Genomic DNA, 21,771 nt, shown 5'->3' with positions numbered 1-21,771 from the left:
CGCCGCACGGCGCGAGCGGCCCCGGATCAGCGAGCGGAGCAAGGGCGGCACTTCGCCCTGACCGCGCAGGGCGGGCAGGTCCAGCCGGACGGGGACGAGCGTGGCGTCGTCGGTGGACAGCGCGGCGTCGAAGAGGGCCAGACCCTGCTCGACGGCGAGCGGGGGCACTCCGGAGGCCGCGAGCCGTTCGAGCTCCGCGTCGGAGAGCGTGTCGGTCATGCCGCCGGTGCCGGTCTGCTCCCAGGGGCCCCAGGCCAGTGACAGACCCGGCAGGCCGGCCGCACGCCGGTGCTCCATCAGGGCGTCCAGGAACGCGTTGCCCGCCGCGTAGTTGGCCTGACCCGCATTACCGAAGACACCGGCAACCGACGAGAACACCACGAACGCGTCCAGACCCAGACCGCGCGTCGCCTCATGCAGGTTCCAGGCCGCGTCCACCTTCGGACGCAACACGGCGGACAGCCGCTCCGGAGTGAGCGAGGCGACCATGCCGTCGTCCAGCACACCGGCGCAGTGCACCACCGCCGACACCGGATGCGCGGCCACCAGCTCGGCAACCGCCGCACGATCCGTCACGTCGCAGGCGACGACCGTGGCCCGCGCACCCGACTCCGCCAACTCCGCGACCAGCTCGGCCGCACCCGCGGCCTCACCACCACGACGACTGACCAGAACCAGCTCACGCACACCATGCACGGCCACCAGATGACGCGCCAGCACCGCACCCAGACCACCGGTACCACCCGTCACCAACACCGCACCCTCCCCGCCAAACACGGAGACCGCCTCGGTGGAGGGAGCGGGACGGCGCACCAGACGGGCGGCCCTGAGGTCGTCGCCGCGCACGGCGAGCTGCGGCTCATCGCCCAGGAGGGCGGCGAGCGGGAGCGGACGGGTGGTCTCGGGGTCGAGGTCGATCAGGCCGAAGCGGCCGGGGTTCTCGGACTGGGCGGAGCGCACCAGGCCCCAGACCGCGGCGGCGGCCAGGTCATGGCCGGTGGTCGCGCCCCGGGTCACGAAGACGAACCTCGTGGCGGCGTGGCGCTCGTCCTCCAGCCGGGTCCGCACCAGTTCCAGCACGTGCCGGGTGAGGGCGTGGGTGACGGCCGGGGTGTCGGCCGCCTCCTCGTGCTCCTGGGCGGCGACGGGCAGCAGCACCAGGTCGGGCAGCTCGGCGTCGTCCGTCAGGGACGCGCGCCGGCCGATCTCGGTGCCGGCCGCCCGCAGGCTCTCGACGAGCCCGAAGGGGTCCTCACCGACGATCTCCGCCGTCGGCTCCGCGGACTCGGCCGGGGTGACCGGGGTCCAGTCGAGGCGGAACAGGGAGTCGCGGACGAGTGCCGCGGCGGAGCTGAGCGCCTCCGCGGACACGGCGCGCATGGTGAGCGCCTGAACGGCGGCCACGGGGGCGCCGGTGGTGTCGGCGACGGCCAGGGTCAGCGTGCCGTCGGTGTCACGGCTGAGCCGGACGCGGACGGACGAGGCGCCGGAGGCGGCCAGCGAGACGCCGTTCCAGGAGAACGGGACGCTGCCGGTCGTGCCGTCACCGGTCGGGGCCGCGAGCCATGCGGCGTGCAGGCCGGCGTCGAGCAGCGCCGGGTGGAGGCCGAAGCTCTCGGCGTCCTTCTGTGTGCCGTCAGGCAGCGTGATCTCGGCGAACACCTCGTCGCCGCGGCGCCAGGCGGTCCGCAGGCCCTGGAACACACGACCGTAGGCGAAGCCCTCGGCCTCGCGTGCCTCGTAGAAGCCGGTCAGGTCGACGGGCTCGGCGTCCGCCGGCGGCCACGCCGTGGCGTCGAACGTCGCGGCGGCCGTCGGGAGCCCGGTGGCGAGGACGCCGGTGGCGTGCTGGGTCCAGGGGGCGTCGGTGGACCGCTCCGGGCGCGAGTGGATCGTGAGGGTCCGGCGTCCGGCGGCGTCCTCGGCGCCCACCCGCACCTGGGTGCGGACCGCGCCCTGCTCCGTGAGGACCAGGGGGGCGGCCAGGGTGAGTTCCTCGACGTGGTCGCAGCCGACCTCGTCGCCCGCGCGGAGCGCCAGCTCCAGCAGGGCAGTGCCGGGCAGCAGGACGGTGCCCATGACGGCGTGGTCGGCGAGCCAGGGGTGCGAGTTCAGCGACACGCGCCCGGTGAAGACCAGGCCCCCGCCCTCGGCGAGTTCGACGACCGCATTGAGCAGCGGGTGAGCCGCCGCGGTGATGCCGACGGAGTTGACGTCCGTCGCGCCGCGCTTGCCGGTGGGCCAGAACGGCCGGTGCTGGAAGGCGTAGGTCGGCAGGTCGACGACACGGGCGCCGGCCGGGGCCAGGAAACCGGCCCAGTCGACGCGGGCGCCGGTGGCGTGCAGTCGGCCGAGGGCGGTCAGGGCGGCCGTCTCCTCGTCACGGCCCTTGCGCAGGACCGGGATGGTGACTGCTTCGTCGCCGGTCAGCGACTCCTGCGCCATCGCGGACAGGACTCCGTCAGGGCCCAACTCCAGGAACGTGGTCACACCCTGCTCCTCAAGCGTGGCCACCCCCTCGGCGAAGCGGACCGCCTCGCGGACATGACGCACCCAGTACTCGGGCGAGCACAACTCCTCAGCCGTGGCCAGGGAGCCCGTCAGGTTCGACACCACCGGGATCACCGGAGCGGCGTACGACAGCGTCTCGGCGACCGTGCGGAACTCGTCCAGCATCGGGTCCATCAGCGGCGAGTGGAAGGCGTGCGACACCCGCAGCCGGGTGGCCTTCCGACCCTCCGCCTCGAACCGTGCCGCCAGCTCCAGTACGGCACCCTCGGCACCCGACACCACCACGGACGCAGGCCCGTTGACGGCGGCGATCGACACCTGGTCGGTCAGGTACGGGATGACCTCGTCCTCGGTGGCCTGAACGGCCACCATCGCACCACCGGCCGGCAACGCCTGCATCAGACGACCACGAGCCGCCACCAGACGCGCCGCGTCCTCCAGCGAGAACACCCCGGCCACATGCGCGGCCGCGACCTCACCGATCGAGTGACCGGCCACGAACTCCGGCCTCACACCCCACGACTCCACGAGCCGGTAAAGGGCCACCTCGACGGCGAACAGCGCGGGCTGAGTCCAACCAGTCTCATTCAGCAGACCGGCATCCTCACCCCACATCACCTCCCGCAGCGAACCCTCCAACTCACCGTCCAGGGCAGCCAGTACGGCGTCCAGGGCCTCCGCGAACACCGGGAACCGGCCGTACAGCTCACGACCCATCCCGAGCCGCTGCGAACCCTGACCCGAGAACAGCACCGCACGACGGCCCGACGTGACGGTTCCGGTGGTGACGGAGGGGTGGGACTCGCTGTCGGCGAGAGCGGCCAGGGCGCGCACCGTCTCCTCGTGCTCACCGGCCAGTACCACGCCCCGGTGGGCGAACAGCGAACGCTGGGTCGCGAGGGAGAGCGCCACGTCGGCCGGGCGCGGTGCCGGCTCCTCGGTGACCGCGGCGAGCAGACGGGCGGCCTGGCCGCGCAGCGCCTCCGGCGACTTGCCGGACAGCACCCACGGCACCACCGCGGGCTCCACCACATCCGCCTCCGGCGCCGAAGCACCGACCACGGTTCCCTGGATCACCTTCGCAGGCTGCTCCAGGATCACGTGCGCGTTCGTACCGCTGATACCGAAGGAGGAGACACCCGCACGACGCACATGCTCCGTCTCCGGCCACTCCGTCTGCTCGGTGAGCAGTTCGACGGCTCCGGCGCTCCAGTCGACGTGCGAGGACGGCTCGGAGATGTTGAGGCTGCGGGGCAGCACACCGTGCTGCATCGCCATGACCATCTTGATGACACCGGCGGCGCCGGCCGCGGCCTGCGTGTGACCGATGTTGGACTTCACGGAGCCGATCAGCAGGGGCCGGTCCTCCGGGCGGTTCTGCCCGTAGGTGGCGATCAGGGCCTGGGCCTCGATCGGGTCGCCCAGCGTCGTACCCGTGCCGTGCGCCTCGACGACATCCACGTCGCCGGTCGAGAGTCCGCCGCTGGCAAGCGCCTGGCGGATGACGCGCTGCTGGGACGGACCGTTGGGGGCCGTGAGGCCGTTGGAGGCACCGTCCTGGTTGACGGCGGAACCGCGGACCACGGCGAGGACGCGGTGGCCGTTGCGGATCGCGTCGGACTGCCGCTCCAGGAGCAGCATGCCGACGCCCTCGGACCAGCCGACGCCGTCCGCCGACTCGGAGAACGGCTTGCACCGTCCGTCCGGGGCCAGGTTCCGCTGCCGGGAGAACTCGACGAAGGTGTCCGGGATCGACATGACGGTGACACCGCCGGCCAGGGCGAGCGAGCACTCTCCGGCCCGCAGCGCCTGCGCCGCGAGGTGCAGGGCGACCAGCGCCGACGAGCACGCGGTGTCGACGGTCATCGCCGGGCCCTCGAAGCCGAACGTGTACGAGACACGGCCGGAGGCGATGCTCAGCGCGCTGCCCTGGCCCTGGAAGCCCTCGTACTCGGCGCCGTCGAGCACGGTGCCGTAGCCGCTGTACATGACGCCGGCGAAGACGCCGGTGCGGCTGCCCCGCAGGGTGACGGGGTCGATGCCGGCCCGCTCGATGGCCTCCCACGACGACTCGAGCAGCAGGCGCTGCTGCGAGTCGGTGGCCATCGCCTCACGCGGGCTCATGCCGAAGAAGTCGGCGTCGAAGTCCGCGGCGTTGTGCAGGAAGCCGCCGGAGCGGGTGTACGACGTGCCGGTGTGGGCCGGGTCCGGGTCGTACAGCGAGTCGATGTCCCAGCCGCGGTTGACGGGGAAGTCCGAGATGACGTCGCCGCCTTCACCGAGCAGTCGCCACAGGTCCTCGGGCGAGGCGATGCCGCCGGGGAAGCGGCAGCTCATGCCGACGATCACGATCGGGTCGTCGTCCAGGAGCGCCTCGGCCGGCACGGCCTCCTCGGCGTCCGACTCGGCGTCGGGACCCAGGAGTTCGGTGAGCAGGTGGTCGGCGAGGGCAGCGACGGTCGGGTAGTCGAAGACCGCCGTGGCGGACAGGCGGACACCGGTGGCGGCGCCGAGCCGGTTGCGGAGTTCGACCGCGGTGAGCGAGTCGAAGCCGAGGTCGCGGAAGGCGCGGGACGGGTCGACCCCGCCGCCGCCGGAGTGGCCGAGCACCAGCGCGGCCTGTTCGCGGACCACGGTGACCAGGGCGTCGCGCCGTTCGGTGCGCTGCAGCCGGATGAGCCGCTCGACGAGCCCGGTGTCGCCCGTGGCGGCGGTGGCCGCCGCGCGCCGGGCGGGGGCGCGGACGAGACCGCGCATCAGCGGTGCGACGGGTCCCCGGTCGCGCAGCACGGCGAGGTCCAGGCGGACCGGGACGAGGGCGGCGCTGCCGGTGGTGAGGGCGGTGTCGAAGAGGGCGAGGCCCTGCTCGACGGTGATGAGCGGCATCCCGGACTCCGCGGCCCGGCGGATGTCCCGCTCGTCGAGCCCGACCGTCATGCCCGCACCCTGCGCCCAGGCGCCCCAGGCGAGCGAGAGGCCCGGCAGTCCGAGGGACTGGCGGTGGGCGGTCAGGGCGTCAAGGAAGGCGTTGCCGGCCGCGTAGTTGGCCTGGCCGGCACCGCCGAACACACCCGCGACGGACGAGAACACCACGAACGCGTCCAGATCCAGACCGCGCGTCGCCGCGTGAAGGTTCCAGGCGCCGTCCACCTTGGGCCGCAGAACGGCCGCCAGCCGCTCCCCGGTGAGAGAACCGAGCACACCGTCGTCCAGGACGCCGGCCGTGTGCACCACCGCGGCGAGCGGATGCTCCACCGGTATGCCCGCGACCAGCGCGTCCACCGCGTCCCGGTCGGCGACGTCACACGCCGCGACCGAGACCTCGGCACCGAGCTCCTCCAGCTCCGCCACGAGTTCCTCGGCACCCGCGGCACCCAGACCGGAGCGGCTGGTCAGCAGCAGACGCCGTACCCCGCGTTCCGTGACGAGGTGACGGGCCACCAGGCCCCCCAGGCCACCCGTACCGCCCGTCACCAGCACCGTCCCCTCGGACGACCAGGCGCGGGGCACGGTCAGCACGATCTTGCCGATGTGCCTGGCCATGCTCATGTGGCGGAACGCGTCCCTGGCGTGCCGGATGTCCCAGGCACGGACCGGGAGCGGGTGGAGGTGCCCTGCGGCGAACAGTTCCGTCAGCTCGCGGCCCATGGCGGCGATCGCCTCGGGGTCCACGTAGGCGAGGTCGAAGGACTGGTAGGTGATGCCGTCCGGGACCGAGTCGTCCTCGCGGATGTCGGTCTTGCCCATCTCCAGGAACCGGCCGCCCGTGCCGAGCAGCCGCATCGACGCGTCGACGAACTCACCGGCCAGGGAGTTCAGGACGACGTCGAGACCGCTCTCGCCCGCGACGGCGGCGAAGGCCGCCTCGAAGTCGAGGGTGCGGGAGGAGGCGATGTGGTCGTCGGCGACCCCGAGGGAGCGCAGCACGTCCGCCTTGGCCTCGCCGGCCGTCGCGAAGACCTCCGCGCCGAAGTGGCGGGCGATCTGGATCGCCGCCATGCCGACACCGCCGGCACCGGCGTGGATCAGGACCTTCTCCCCCGCCGTCAGCCCGCCGAGTTCCTTCAGCGCGTGGTAGGCGGTGAGGAACACCAGCGGCAGGGAGGCGCCGATCTCCCAGGTGCAGTGCTCCGGGAGGTGGGTGAGTCGGCGGGCGTCGGTCACGGCGAGCGAGGCGAAGCTGCCGGAGACCATGCCGATGACGCGGTCGCCGGGGGCGATGTGGGTGACGTCAGGGCCGACCTCGACGACCACACCGGCGGCCTCGTGGCCGAACCGCCCGGCGTCGCCGGGATACATGTCGAGGGCCTTGAGGACGTCGCGGAAGTTGAGGCCCGCGGCGCGGATCTCGATGCGGGCCTGGTGGCCGGTGAGCGGCTCCAGGGCCTCCGGGTGCGGGGTGAGGGCGAGGCCGTCGATGCTGCCCGCCGTGGCGCTGTCGAGGCGCCATGTCCGCTGGGCCGGCAGCGTCATGGCGCCGGCGGAGTCGAAGCGGGCGAGGCGGCCGGCCAGGACCACGTCGTCGCGGAGCGCGAGCTGCGGTTCTCCGCTGCCGAGCGCCCCCAGGAACAGCCGTCCGCGTTCGGCGGCGTCGCTGGTGGCGCCGGCCGCTTCCCGGTCGATGAGCACGAAGGTGTCGGGGCTCTCGGACTGGGCGGAGCGCACCAGGCCCCAGACCGCCGCGGCGGCGACGTCGGTGACCTGGGAGCCGCCCGCCTCGACGGCGCCGCGGGTCACGAAGACCAGCCGGGTCCCGGCGAACCGGTCCTGAGCCGTCCACCGCTGGGCGAGGGCGAGGGCCTCGGCGGCCACGGTGTGCGCGGCCTCGGCGACGGGAGCGGAGGTGCCGTCGACGGCGACGACGACGGCGCCGGGGATGTCGGTGCCGTCCGCCGCGAGGGCGGCCAGGTCCCGGTGGGTCGTGACGGCGGCGCCGGCCGCGGCCAGGTCCTCGGCGAGCTCCGTGGTGTCCGGGCCGACGAGCGCGACGGCTGCCGGGACGTCGCCGTCCTGCGGGAACGGGGTCCAGTCGAGGGTGAACAGGGCGTCGCGGGCGATGCCGGCTGCCTCGTTCAGCTGGTCGCCGGTGACGGGCCGGACCAGGAGCCGGTCGACGGAGGCGACCGGCTGACCGGCGGTGTCGCAGACGGCGATCGCGACGGACTGCCCGGCCTCGTCGGTCGGGGTCAGCCGGACCCGCAGCGCGGTGGCGCCGGTGGCGTGCAGAACCGCGCCCTCCCAGGCGAACGGGAGCCCGCCGTTGCCCTCCTCACCCTCGTGGGCGACGAGCGCGGCGTGCAGGGCGGCGTCGAGCAGCGCGGGGTGCAGGCCGAAGCCGGCCTCGTCATCGGCGACGCCGGCCTCCGGGAGGACGACCTCCGCGTAGAGGACGTCTCCGGTGCGCCAGGCGGCCTTCAGGCCCTGGAAGACCGGGCCGTAGCCGAAGCCGAGGGCGGTGAAGCGGTCGTAGCAGCCGTCGGTGTCGAGGGCTTCCGCGCCGGCCGGCGGCCACACGGTGGCGTCGAAGCCGGTGTCGCCGGTGGTGCCGGCCGGCACCAGGGTGCCGGCGGCGTGCTGCGTCCAGGACGTGTCGCCCGCGTCCTCGGGACGCGAGTGGACGGTGACGGTGCGCCGGCCGGTGTCGTCGGCGACGCCGACCCTGACCTGGGTCTGGACGGCGCCGCGCTCCGGAAGCACCAGCGGGGCGGCGAGGGTGAGTTCCTCGACGCGGTCGCAGCCGGCCTCGTCGCCCGCGCGGAAGGCGAGGTCGAGCAGGGCGGTGCCGGGCAGCAGGACGGTGCCGTGGACGGCGTGGTCGGCGAGCCAGGGGTGGGACTGGAGGGAGAGGCGGCCGGTGAACAGCACGCCCTCGCCCTCGGCGAGCTGCACCGAGCCGTTGAGCAGCGGGTGTCCGGCGGCGGTGAGGCCGACTGCCGCGGCGTCCGCGGCGGAGTGTGCGCCGCTGGGCCAGTAGGTGGTGTGCTGGAACGCGTAGGTCGGCAGGTCGACGCGGGTGGCGCCGGTGCCGGCGAAGAAGGCGGTCCAGTCGATCCGCAGTCCCGCAGTGTGCAGGGCGGCGAGGGCGGTCAGGGCGGCCGTCTCCTCGTCACGGCCCTTGCGCAGGACCGGGATGGTGACTGCTTCGTCGCCGGTCAGCGACTCCTGCGCCAACGCGGACAGGACTCCGTCCGGACCCAGCTCCAGGAACGTGGTCACACCCTGCTCCTCGAGCGCGGTCACCCCGTCGGCGAAGCGGACCGCCTCACGGACGTGACGCACCCAGTACTCGGGCGAGCACAACTCCTCAGCCGTCGCGAGGGAGCCCGTCAGGTTCGACACCACCGGGATCACCGGAGCGGCGTACGACAGCGTCTCGGCGACCGTGCGGAACTCGTCCAGCATCGGGTCCATCAGCGGCGAGTGGAAGGCGTGCGACACCCGCAGCCGAGTGGCCTTCCGACCCTCCGCCTCGAAACGCGCCGCCAACTCCAGCACGGCACCCTCGGCACCCGACACCACCACAGACGCAGGCCCGTTGACGGCAGCGACCGACACCTCATCACTGAGGTACGGGATGACCTCGTCCTCGGTGGCCTGAACGGCCACCATCGCACCACCGGCCGGCAACGCCTGCATCAGACGACCACGAGCCGCCACCAGACGCGCCGCGTCCTCCAGCGAGAACACCCCGGCCACATGCGCGGCCGCGATCTCACCGATCGAGTGACCGGCCACGAACTCCGGCCTCACACCCCACGACTCCACGAGCCGGTAAAGGGCCACCTCGACGGCGAACAGGGCGGGCTGAGTCCATCCGGTCTCGTTCAGCAGACCGGCGTCCTCACCCCACATCACCTCCCGCAGAGAACCGTCCAACTCACCGTCCAGAGCGGTGAGAGCAGCGTCCAGAGCCTCCGCGAACACCGGGAAACGGCCGTACAGCTCACGACCCATCCCGAGCCGCTGCGAACCCTGACCCGAGAACAGCACCGCACGACGGCCCGACCGGGTGCGGCCGGTGACCGCGGCGGAGTCCGCCTCGCCGTCGGCGAGGGCGGTCAGGGCGCGGAGGGCGTCCTCGCGGCCGGCGGCCAGGACGACGGCGCGGTGGTCGAACGCGGAACGGCTGGTCGCCAGCGAATGGCCGAGGTCGAGCGGGCGCAGCGCCGTGCGCTCGCGGACCGTGTCGAGCAGGCGGGCGGCCTGGTCGCGCAGCGCCTCGGGCGACTTGGCGGAGAGGACCAGCGGGACGACGGCGGGTTCGGCACCCTCCGTTCCGGCCGTCTCCGGTGCCGGTGCGGCGACCGGCTGCTCCAGGATGACGTGGGCGTTGGTGCCGCTGATGCCGAAGGAGGAGACACCGGCGCGGCGCGCCCGGTCCGTCCCGGGCCACTCGGTCTGCTCGGTGAGCAGTTCGACGGCGCCGGCGCTCCAGTCGACGTGGGACGACGGGGCGTCCACGTGCAGGGTGCGCGGGAGCACGCCGTGGCGCATCGCCATGACCATCTTGATGACACCGGCGACACCGGCAGCGGCCTGCGTGTGGCCGATGTTCGACTTCAGCGAGCCGAGCCACAGGGGCTGCTCGTCGGTGCGGTTCTGGCCGTAGGTGGCGATCAGGGCCAGGGCCTCGATCGGGTCACCGAGCGTCGTACCGGTGCCGTGCGCCTCGACGGCGTCCACGTCGCCGGTCGAGAGTCCGCCGCTGGCCAGCGCCTGGCGGATGACGCGCTGCTGGGACGGGCCGTTGGGGGCCGTGAGGCCGTTGGAGGCACCGTCCTGGTTGACGGCGGAGCCGCGGACGACCGCGAGGATCTCGTGGCCGTTGCGGATCGCGTCGGACTGGCGCTCCAGCAGGAGCATGCCGACGCCCTCGGACCAGCCGACGCCGTCCGCCGACTCGGCGAACGCCTTGGAGCGGCCGTCGGGAGCGAGACCGCGCTGGCGGGAGAACTCGATGAACGTGCTGGGCGTCGACATGACGGTCACGCCGCCGGCGAGGGCGAGCGAGCACTCGCCCGAGCGCAGCGCCTGGGCGGCCCAGTGCAGGGCGACCAGGGAGGACGAGCAGGCGGTGTCGACGGTGACCGCCGGGCCCTCGAAGCCGAAGGTGTACGAGACCCGGCCGGAGGCGACGCTGCCCGCGCTGCCCTGGCCCTGGAAGCCCTCGAACTCCTTGCCGCCCAGCAGGCTGCCGTAGTCGTGGTACATGACGCCGGCGAAGACGCCGGTGCGGCTCTCACGGAGGCTGAGCGGGTCGATGCCGGCCCGCTCGATGGCCTCCCAGGAGGTCTCGAGGAGCAGGCGCTGCTGGGAGTCCGTCGCAAGCGCCTCGCGGGGGCTCATGCCGAAGAAGCCGGGGTCGAAGTCGCCCGCGTCGTGCAGGAATCCGCCGGAACGGCTGTACGAGGTGCCGGTGTGCTCGGGGTCCGGGTGGTAGAGGCTGTCCACGTTCCAGCCGCGGTTGGCCGGGAAGTCCGTGATGGCGTCGGTGCCGTCGCTGACCAGGCGCCACAGGTCCTCGGGCGAGGTGACGTCGCCCGGGAAGCGGCAGGCCATGCCGACGATCACGATCGGGTCGTCGTCGGTCGGCGGCAGCAGCGTGACGGGAGTGAGGGTCTCGGTCTCGGCGCCGAACAGCTCGGTGAGCAGGTGGTCGGCGAGCGCGGACAGAGTGGGGTGGTCGAAGACCATGGTGGCCGACAGGCGCAGACCGGTCGCGGTGCGCAGACGGTTGCGGAGTTCGACCGCCGTGAGGGAGTCGAAGCCGAGGTCGCGGAAGGCACGGTCGGCGTCGATGTCGGCACCGGCGGCGTGGCCGAGGACCAGAGCGGCGCTCGCGCGCACCAGGTCCAGCAGGACCTCGTGGCGCTGCTCCCGGTCGAGCCGGGCGAGCCGCTGGACGAGTCCGGCGTCGGCGCTCTCGGCGGCCCCGGTCGCGGCGGCGCGGCGGACGGGGGTACGGATCAGCCCGCGCAGCAGAGCCGGCAGCTCCGGACGGCCGCGGAAGGCGGCGAGGTCCAGGCGGCTGGTGACGAGGGCGGCCTCACCGGTGGTGAGAGCGGCGTCGAAGAGGGCGAGACCCTGCTCGACCGTGATGAGCGGCATCCCGGACTCGGCGGCCCGGCGGACATCGCGCTCGTCGAGGCCGGCCGTCATGCCCGCGCCCTGCTGCCAGGGACCCCAGGCGAGGGAGACGGCGGGCAGGCCGAGGGCCTGGCGGTGCGCGGCGAGAGCGTCGAGGAAGGCGTTGCCGGCCGCGTAGTTGGCCTGGCCCGCGCCGCCGAAGACACCGGCGACGGACGAGAAGACCACGAACGCGTCCAGATCCAGGTCCCGCGTCGCCTCGTGCAGGTTCCACGCGCCGTCCACCTTGGGACGCAGCACCGTGGACAGCCGCTCGCCGGTCAGCGAGCCGAGCACACCGTCGTCGAGGACGCCCGCCGTGTGCACGACCGCGGTGAGCGGGTGCTCCGCGACCAGCGCGGCGACCGCGTCCCGGTCGGCGACGTCGCACGCCGCGACCGAGACCTCGGCGCCCAGCCCCTGCAGCTCCGCCACCAGCTCATCGGCGCCCGCGGCGTCGGGACCGGAACGGCTGGTCAGCAGCAGACGCCGCACCCCGCGCTCCGTGACGAGGTGACGGGCCACCAGGCCGCCGAGTCCACCGGTTCCACCGGTCACGAGCACCGTCCCCTCCGGCGACCAGACAGTCCGGGCGGCGGGGTCGGCGGTGGCGCGGGTCAGGCGGGCGGCGAGGGCACGGCCGCCGCGCAGCGCGAGCTGCGGCTCGTCGAGGGCCAGGGCGCGCGTGAGGACGGAGTCGGAAGCGCCGTCGAGGTCGACCGACCCGAAGGCGCCGGGGTTCTCGGTCCGCGCGGAACGGACCAGGCCCAGGACGGCCGCGGCGGCGAGGTCGGTCACCGGGGCGTCGTCGGTGGCGACGGCTCCACGGGTGACGACGACCAGACGGGAACCGCTGAGCCGGTCCTCCGCCGCCCACTCCTGAAGAAGCTCCAGAGCGGAGGCGGTCCGCGTGTGCACGGAACCCGGCGTGTCGTCGGCGTCGGAGCCGGCCGTCAACGGAACCAGTACGGCACCGGGAACGGGCCCGTCGGCCGCGAGCAGGTCGGCGAGAGTCGCATACCGGACGGCGCCGTCGCCGAGGGCCTCCGCCAGGTCGTCGGTGTCCGGGCCCAGCAGGGCGACACCCGCGGAGCCCGTGCCGTCGGGCAGCGGGACCGGGGTCCAGTCGAGGCGGAAGAGCGCGTCGCGCAGGTGTCCGGCGGTGCCGGTCAGCCGGGCGGCGTCGACCGGCCGGGCGAGCAGCCGGGCGATGGAGACCACGGGCCGGCCGGCCGGGTCGGCGGCGGTGACGGACAGCGCGTTCGGCCCCGCCGGGGCGAGCCGGACGCGCAGTGCCGTGGCACCGGAGGCGTGCAGGCCGACGCCCTCCCAGGAGAACGGGAGGCCACCGTCGTCGTCGGTGAGCAGCGCAGGGTGCAGGGCCGCGTCGAGCAGGGCGGGGTGGACGGCGAAGCCGGCCGCGTCGTCGTTGCCCTCCTCGGGCAGCGTGACCTCGGCATACAGCGCGTCACCCGCGCTCCAGGCGGCGGTGAGGCCCTGGAAGAGCGGGCCGTAGGCGAAGCCGCGGGCGGCGAAGCGCTCGTAGCAGCCGTCGGTGTCGAGTGCCTGAGCGCCCGCCGGCGGCCACACGGTGGTGTCGAGGCCGGTGCCGGTGGGGGCGGTGTCGGACAGGGTGCCGGTGGCGTGCAGCGTCCAGACGCCGTCGGTGGCGTCCTCGGGGCGGGCGTGCACGGTGACGGTGCGGCGGCCGGCGTCGTCGGCGGCGCCGGCGCGGACCTGGAGCAGGACGGCGCCGTCCTGCGGCAGGGTCAGCGGCGCGGCGAGGGTGAGGTCCTCGAGGTGGGCGCAGCCGGCCTCGTCGCCCGCGCGGATCGCGAGGTCGAGGAGGGCGGTGCCGGGGAGCAGGACGGTGCCGTGGACGGCGTGGTCGGCGAGCCAGGGGTGGGACTGGAGGGAGAGGCGGCCGGTGAGCAGCACGCCTTCCCCGCCGGGAAGTTCCACCGCGGCGCCGAGCAGCGGGTGGGAGGCGGAGCCGAGTCCGGCGGCGCGCATGTCGTGCGGACGCGCCGCTCCGGCCGCGGGCCAGAACCAGCGGTGCTGGAAGGCGTAGGTCGGCAGGTCGACGCGGGCGGCGTCGGCGCCGGTGAACGCGGACGTCCAGTCGGCGTCGATGCCGAGGACGTGCAGCCGGCACAGGGCGGTGACGAGGGCCTGCTCCTCGTCCCGGTCCTTGCGCAGCAGCGGCACGGTGACGGCGCCCTCGGTGGCGGACTGCTGTGCCATGGCGGACAGCACGCCGTCGGGGCCGAGTTCGACGAAGGTGGTGACGCCGCGCTCGCCGAGGGCGCCTACGCAGTCGGCGAACCGGACGGCCTCGCGGACGTGGCGCACCCAGTAGTCGGCGGAGCACAGTTCCTCGGCCGTGGCGAGGGCGCCGGTCAGGTTCGACACCACCGGGATCGCCGGTGCCGTGAACGTCAGCCCTTCGACCACCGCCCGGAACTCGTCGAGCATCGGGGTCATCAGCGGCGAGTGGAAGGCGTGGCTGACGCGCAGGCGGCTGGTGCGCCGTCCCTGCTCGGTGAAGTGCGCGGCGACCGCGAGGGCGGCGGCCTCGGTGCCGGAGACGACCACGGACGACGGTCCGTTGACGGCGGCGACGGAGACGTCGTCGGTGAGGAGCGGGCGGACCTCGTCCTCGGTGGCCTCGACGGCGATCATGGCGCCGCCCTCGGGCAGCGCCTGCATGAGGGTCGCGCGGGCGGCGACGAGACGGCAGGCGTCCTCCAGGGTGAGCACCCCGGCGACGTGGGCGGCGGCTATCTCACCGATGGAGTGACCGGCCACGTAGTCGGGCCGCACGCCCCACGACTCCACCAGGCGGTGGAGGGCGACCTCGACCGCGAAGAGGGCGGGCTGGGTCCAGCCGGTCTCGTTCAGCGGACCGGCGTCCTCGCCCCACATCACCTCCCGCAGCGAACCGTCCAACTCGCCGTCCAGGGCCGCCAGTACGGCGTCCAGGGCCTCGGCGAACACCGGGAACCTGCCGTACAGCTCACGGCCCATCCCGAGTCGCTGCGAACCTTGGCCCGAGAACAGGAACGCGGTGCGGCCGCCGCCGGCGGTGCCGGTCAGCAGCGCGCTGTCGTCGGTCCCGGCGGCGAGGGCCGCGAGGGCGCGCAGCGCCTCGGTGCGGTCGGCGCCGGCGACGACGGCGCGGTGGTCGAAGACGGAGCGGCTGGTGAGCAGCGAGTAGGCGATGTCGGCCGGGTTGGCGTCCGGGTGGGTCTCTACGTGGGCGAGCAGGCGGGCGGCCTGGTCGCGCAGGGCCTCGGGGGTCTTGGCGGACAGCGGCCAGGGGGTGGCCGGGAGTTCCCCGGCGTGGTCGCGCGGGGCGGCCTGGGCCGGGGTGGCGGCCGGCTGCTCGATGATGACGTGGGCGTTGGTGCCGCTGATGCCGAAGGAGGAGACACCGGCGCGGCGCACCCGGTCCGCCTCGGGCCACTCGGTCTGCTCGGTGAGCAGCTCGACGGCGCCGGCGTCCCAGTCGACGTGCGAGGACGGGGCGTCCACGTGCAGGGTGCGCGGGAGCACGCCGTGCCGCATCGACATGATCATCTTGATGACGCCCGCGACGCCCGCGGCGGCCTGGGTGTGGCCGATGTTGGACTTCACGGAGCCGAGCCACAGGGGCCGCTCGGGGTCGCGGTCGCGGCCGTAGGTGGCGATGAGGGCCTGGGCCTCGATGGGGTCGCCCAGGGTGGTGCCGGTGCCGTGCGCCTCGACGACGTCGACGTCCTCGGGGGACAGTCCGCCGCTGGCGAGGGCCTGGCGGATGACGCGCTGCTGGGACGGGCCGTTGGGGGCGGTCAGGCCGTTGGAGGCGCCGTCCTGGTTGACGGCGGAGCCGCGCAGCACGGCGAGGATCTCGTGGCCGTTGCGGATCGCGTCGGACCGGCGCTCCAGGACGAGCATGCCGACGCCCTCGGACCAGGCGACGCCGTCGGCGGCCTCGGCGAACGCCTTGGAGCGGCCGTCGGCGGCGAGGCCGCGCTGGCGGGAGAAGTCGACGAAGGTGCTGGGCGTCGACATGACGGTGACGCCGCCGGCCAGGGCGAGCGTGCACTCCCCCGTGCGCAGTGCCTGGGCGGCGAGGTGCATGCCGACGAGGGAGGAGGAGCAGGCGGTGTCGACGGTGACGGCGGGGCCTTCCAGGCCCAGGGTGTACGAGACGCGGCCGGAGGCGACGCTGGGGGCGCTGCCGTTGCCGCGGAAGGCCTCGTACTCGTCGCCGGTGAGGATGGTGCCGTAGTCGTTGTACATGACGCCGGCGAAGACGCCGGTGCGGCTGCCGCGCAGGCTGAGCGGGTCGATGCCGGCCCGCTCGACGGCCTCCCAGGACAGTTCGAGCAGCAGGCGCTGCTGGGAGTCGGTGGAGAGCGCCTCGCGCGGGCTCATGCCGAAGAAGTCGGCGTCGAAGGAGCCGGCGTCGTGCAGGAACCCGCCGGCGCGCACATAGGTGTGTCCGGGGCGGTCGGGGTCCGGGTCGTAGAGGTTGTCGACGTCCCAGCCGCGGTTGACGGGGAACGGGCCGGTGGCGTCGGCGCCTTCGCTGACCAGGCGCCACAGGTCCTCGGGCGAGGTGACGCCGCCCGGGTAGCGGCAGGCCATGCCGACGATGACGATCGGGTCGTCGCTGGTGGCCGGGAGGGCGCCGGCGGGGGCGGGCAGGGGTGTGTCGTCGCCGGTGCCGAGGAGTTCGTCGCTCAGGTGGTCGGCGAGCGCGTTCGGTGTCGGGTAGTCGAACACCATGGTCGCGGGGAGGCGCAGTCCGGTGGCGGCGTTGAGGCCGTTGCGCAGTTCGACCGCGGTCAGCGAGTCGAAGCCGAGGTCCTGGAACTGGCGGGCGGCTTCCACCTGGTCGGCGTCGGCGTGGCCGAGGACCTGGGCGATCTGGGTGCGGACCAGGCCGAGGAGGGTCTCGCGGCGGGCGGCGGCGTCCAGGCCGGCCAGTCGCTGGGCGAGGCTGTCGGCGGTCACCGACACCTGGGCGGCGGCGCGGCGCACGGTGGTGCGGATCAGGCCGCGCAGCAGCGGCGCGATCTCGCCCTGGGTGCGCAGCACTGCCAGGTCGAGGCGGACCGTCAGGAGGGCGGGGCCGCCGGTGGCGAGGGCCGCGTCGAAGAGGGCGAGGCCCTGTTCGACGGTGAGCGGCGGCATGCCGGAGCGTGCGATGCGCTCGACGTCGATGTCGGACAGGTTGCCGGTCATGCCGACGCTCTGGGTCCAGGGGCCCCAGGCGAGGGAGGTGGCGGGCAGGCCGAGGGCGTGGCGGTGGGCGGCGAGTGCGTCCAGGAAGGCGTTGCCGGCCGCGTAGTTGCCCTGTCCGGGGCTGCCGAGGGTGGCGGCGACGGACGAGAAGAGGACGAACGCGTCGAGGTCCAGGTCCCGGGTGAGGTCGTGCAGGTGCCAGGCGGCGTCGGCCTTGGGCCTCAGCACGGTGTCGAGGCGTTCGGGGGTGAGGGAGCCGATGACGCCGTCGTCGACCACGCCGGCGGTGTGCACGACGGCGCTCAGCGGGTGCGCGGCGGGTATCCGGGCGAGGAGGGCGGTGAGCGCCTCCCGGTCGGTGACGTCGCAGGCGGCGATGTCCACGGAGGCGCCGAGTGCGGTGAGTTCGTCGGCGAGCGCGTCGGCGCCGTCGGCGGCCGGGCCGCGGCGGCTGGCGAGCAGCAGCCGGCGGACGCCGCGTTCGGTGACGAGGTGGCGGGCGAGGACGCCGCCGAGTCCGCCGGTGCCGCCGGTGATCAGGACGGTGCCGTCCGGGTTCCAGTCGCCGGGGGTGCCGGGCGCGGGCACCCGGGTGAGCCGGGCGGTGAGCACGTCGGAGCCGCGTACGGCGAGGTCGGGTTCGTCGTACGCGGCGGCCAGGGCCGCCACCAGGGCCGCGGGGGCGGCGGGGGTGCCGGTGGCGAGTGCCCCGGCAGGCAACGTTTGCCCGTCAAGGAGCGGCGTCCGGTGCGTGCTCTCGGTGTGCCGGCCGGAAGTCCCCGTACTGGACGTACTCGGGCTTTCGGCCGGTGCGGCGAGTGGGGGTCCCCCCTGCTCGAAGAGCTCGGGGGAGCGTGCCGGGCGTCGCGACGGGGCGAACGTTGCCTGTTGGGGCACTAGGTCCAGGAGGGCGAAGCGGCCGGGGTTCTCGGTGCGGGCGGTGCGGATCAGGCCGGCGGCCGCGGCGGCCGGGAGGTCGCGGCCCTCGGTGGCGTCGCGGGTGACGAGGACGAGCCGGGCGTCGGCGAACCGGTCCTCGGTCAGCCAGTGCTGGGCCAGGCCGAGTACGGCCGCGGCGGTGGTGTGGGCGGCGTCGGCGGCGGCCGGGGTGTCCTGTTCGCCGGGAACGCCGGTGAGGACGATCTCCGGCACCGGGGCGGTGTCCGCGGCCAGCGCGGTCAGGTCGGGGTGGGCGGTGACCTGGACGCCGGTGGCGCGCAGCGCGTCGGCGAGGCCGGCCGGGTCGGCGCCGACGAGGGCGACGGTCTCCGGGAGGTGCTCGGGGAGGCTGCGCAGCGAGGTCCACTCGACCTGGAAGAGGGAGTCGCGGTGGACGGCCCCCGCGGCGCCGGGGGTGTCCTTGGGGACGACGCGGGAGACCAGGGAGTCCACGGACAGGACAGTGCCGCCCGCGGTGTCGTACACGGCAATGGAGACGGTCTCCTCGCCCGCGGAGGTGATCCGGGCGCGGACGGTGGTGGCGCCGGACGCGGCGAGGTGCACGCCCTGCCAGGCGAACGGCAGTCCGCCCTGGCTGATGGCGCCGAGGTCGGTGTAGGCGGCGGAGTGCTGGGCGGCGTCCAGGAGCGCGGGGTGCAGGCCGAAGTCGGCGGGGTCGGTGCCCGCGTTCTCGGGGACGGCGACCTCGGCGAACACGTCGGTGCCGCGGCGCCAGGCGGCGCGCAGGCCCCGGAAGGCGGGCCCGTAGTCGAAGCCGAGGCCGGCGAGGCGCTCGTAGCAGCCGTCGAGGTCGACCTGTTCGGCGCCGGCGGGCGGCCAGACGGTGGCGTCGAAGGCGGCGTCCGGGGCGCCGGCCCCGGTGGTGAGGACACCGGTGGCGTGCTGCGACCAGGGCAGGTCGAAGCCGTCCTCGACGCGGGAGAAGATGCCGAGCGGGCGGCGGCCCGTGGGGTCGGGGGCGCCCACCCGGACCTGGAGCTGGACGGCGCCGCGCTCGGGGAGCACCAGCGGGGCGGCGAGGGTGAGTTCCTCGACGCGGTCGCAGCCGGCCTCGTCGCCCGCGCGGATGGCGAGTTCGACGAAGGCGGTGCCGGGCAGCAGGGCGCGGCCCTGGACGCCGTGGTCGGCGAGCCAGGGGTGGGAGTGGACGGAGAGCCTGCTGGTGAACAGGAAGCCTTCGCCGTCGGCGAGTTCGACGGCGGCGCCGAGCAGCGGGTGGTCGGCGGAGCCGAGTCCGGCGGCGGTGACGTCCTGGGTGGAGCGGCCCGCGGCCGGCCAGAACCGCTGGTTCTGGAAGGGGTAGGTGGGCAGGTCGGCGCGGAGGGCGCCGCTGGTGTCGAAGAGGCGGGCCCAGCGGACGGTGAGGCCGCGGACGTGCACGCGGGCGAGTCCGGTGAGGGCGGACTCCTCCTCGGGGCGGTCCTTGCGCAGCAGCGGCACGGCGGTCGTGCCCTCGGGCAGGGACTCCTGCGCCATCGCGGACAGCACGCCGTCGGGGCCGACTTCGAGGATGGTGGTGACGCCGCGGGCGGCGAGGGTGGTGACGCCGTCGGCGAAGCGGACCGCCTCGCGGACGTGGCGGACCCAGTAGTCGGCGGTGCACAGGTCGGCGGGGTCGGCGACGGTTCCGGTCAGGTTGGAGACGACCGGGATGCGCGGCTCGTGGTAGGTGAGGCCCCGGGCGACGCTCCGGAACTCCTCCAGCATCGGGTCCATGAGCGGCGAGTGGAAGGCGTGGCTCACCCTGAGCCGGGTGGTCTTGCGGTCCTGCGCCTCGAAGTGCGCGGCGATCGCGGCGACCTCGTCCTCGTCACCGGCGACGACCACGGAGGACGGCCCGTTGACCGCGGCGATCGAGACCCGCTCCGTCAGAAGCGGGAAGACCTCCTCCTCGGTGGCGCGCACCGCGAGCATCGCACCGCCCCGCGGCAGCTCCTGCATCAGGCGGGCGCGGGCGGCGACCAGCGTGCACGCGTCCTGAAGCGACAGCACCCCGGCGACATGCGCGGCGGCGATCTCGCCGATGGAGTGGCCGCCGACGTAGTCGGGGGTGACGCCCAGGGAGGAGACGAGGCGGTAGAGGGCGACCTCGACGGCGAACAGCGCGGGCTGCGTCCAGCCGGTCTCGTTCAGCAGGCCCGCGTCGGCGCCCCAGACGATGTCGCGCAGCGAGCGGTCGGTGTGGCGGTCGAGGAGGGCGGCGATCTCGTCGAAGGCCTCGGCGAACACCGGGAAGCGGGCGTGCAGTTCGCGGCCCATGCCGAGGCGCTGGGAGCCCTGGCCGGAGAACAGGACGGCCGAGGCCCCGTCGTCGACCGAACCGTGGGCGATCTCGGTGGCGCCCGAGGCGTCGGAGCCCGCACAGAGCAGGACGGCGCGGTGCTCGAAGGTGGCGCGGCCGTCGGCGAGCGCGAAGCCGATGTCGAGCGGGTCGGCGCCCGGGTGGCCCGCGAGGTGGGCGGCGAGGCGCTCGCGCTGGGCGTCGAGCGCTGCGGCGGAGCGGCCGGACAGGGTCCACGGGACGAGCGCGGGGCGGACGGCGGGGTCCGTGGCGGGGCGCTCGGGCGCGGCGGGGGCCTGTTCGAGGATGAGGTGGGCGTTGGTGCCGCTGATGCCGAAGGAGGACACACCGGCCCGGCGGGCGCGGCCGGTCTCGGGCCAGTCGACGGCGCGGTCGAGGAGTTCGACGGAGCCGGCGGTCCAGTCGACGTTGCTGGTCGGCCGCTCGGCGTGGAGGCTCTGGGGCAGCACGCCGTGCCGCATCGCCATGATCATCTTGATCACGCCGGCGGCGCCGGAAGCGGCTTGGGCGTGGCCGATGTTCGACTTGACGGAGCCGAGCAGCAGCGGCCGCTCGCGGTCCTGGCCGTAGGTGGCGAGCAGCGCCTGCGCCTCGATCGGGTCGCCGAGGGTGGTGCCGGTGCCGTGCGCCTCGACCGCGTCGACGTCCGCGGCGGTCAGGTGCGCGCTGTCCAGGGCGGCGCGGATGACGCGCTGCTGGGAGGGGCCGTTGGGGGCGGTGAGGCCGTTGGAGGCGCCGTCCTGGTTGATGGCGGAGCCGCGCAGCACGGCGAGGACCGTACGGCCCTCGCGCTGGGCGTCGGACAGCCGCATCAGGATGAACAGGCCGGCGCCCTCGGCCCAGCCGGTGCCGTCGGCGTCGTCGGAGAACGGCTTGCAGCGGCCGTCGGCGGCCAGTCCGCTCTGCGAGGTGAACGCGATGAACGGGTGGGGCGTGGCCATGACGGACGCGCCGCCCGCCAGGGCCAGGGAGCACTCGCCGCCCCGCAGGGCCTGCACGGCCAGGTGCAGGGCCACGAGCGACGACGAGCAGCCGGTGTCGACGGTGACCGCCGGGCCCTCGGCGCCCAGGAAGTAGGAGAGCCGGCCGGAGATCACGCTGGCGGCGTGACCGGTCGTGGAGTACACCTCGGCGTCCTCGTCGGACGCCTTGATGACCTCCGCGTAGTCCTGGCCCGTGGTACCCATGAACACGCCCGTGCGGCTGCCCCGCAGCGTGGAGGGGTCGATGCCGGCCCGCTCCAGTCCCTCCCAGGCGATCTCCAGGAGGATGCGCTGCTGCGGGTCCATGGCGACGGCCTCGCGGGGCGAGATGCCGAAGAAGGCGGGGTCGAAGCCGGCGGCGTCCTGAAGGAAGCCGCCGACCTGGGCGAGGCTGCTGCCCTCGCCGCCGCCCGCCAGCCGGTCCAGGTCCCAGCCGCGGTCGGTCGGGAACGGGCCGATGACGTCGCGGCCCTGGGCGACGAGCTCCCACAGGTCCTCGGGGGAGACGACGCCGCCGGGGAAGCGGCAGCCGATGCCGACGACGGCGATCGGCTCCGCCGCCGAGGCGACCAGCTGCTCGTTCTGCTTGCGCAGCCGTTCGATCTCCTTGAGGGACGACCGCAGCGCCTCGACGTACTTGTTGGGGGACGTGCTCAT

Annotated in this window: 1 protein-coding gene (cut by a window edge); it reads right to left on the bottom strand. The window is 74.4% G+C overall.

Annotation, left to right across the window (positions count from 1 at the left end; genetic code table 11):
• On the bottom strand, window positions 1-21,771 hold the 5' portion of the coding sequence (locus OIE49_RS30400) for an SDR family NAD(P)-dependent oxidoreductase (protein ID WP_326805083.1). 11,148 nt of this gene lie to the left of the window's left edge; 21,771 of the gene's 32,919 nt are visible here — the first part of the coding sequence; it begins with the start codon at window positions 21,769-21,771; its stop codon lies beyond the left edge, outside the window.

Source organism: Streptomyces sp. NBC_01788, from assembly GCF_035917575.1.
In the GTDB taxonomy this organism is placed as follows: Bacteria; Actinomycetota; Actinomycetes; order Streptomycetales; family Streptomycetaceae; genus Streptomyces.
Note: the sequence above shows the minus strand (reverse complement) of the source record. Positions and strands in the feature narration are given on the sequence as shown.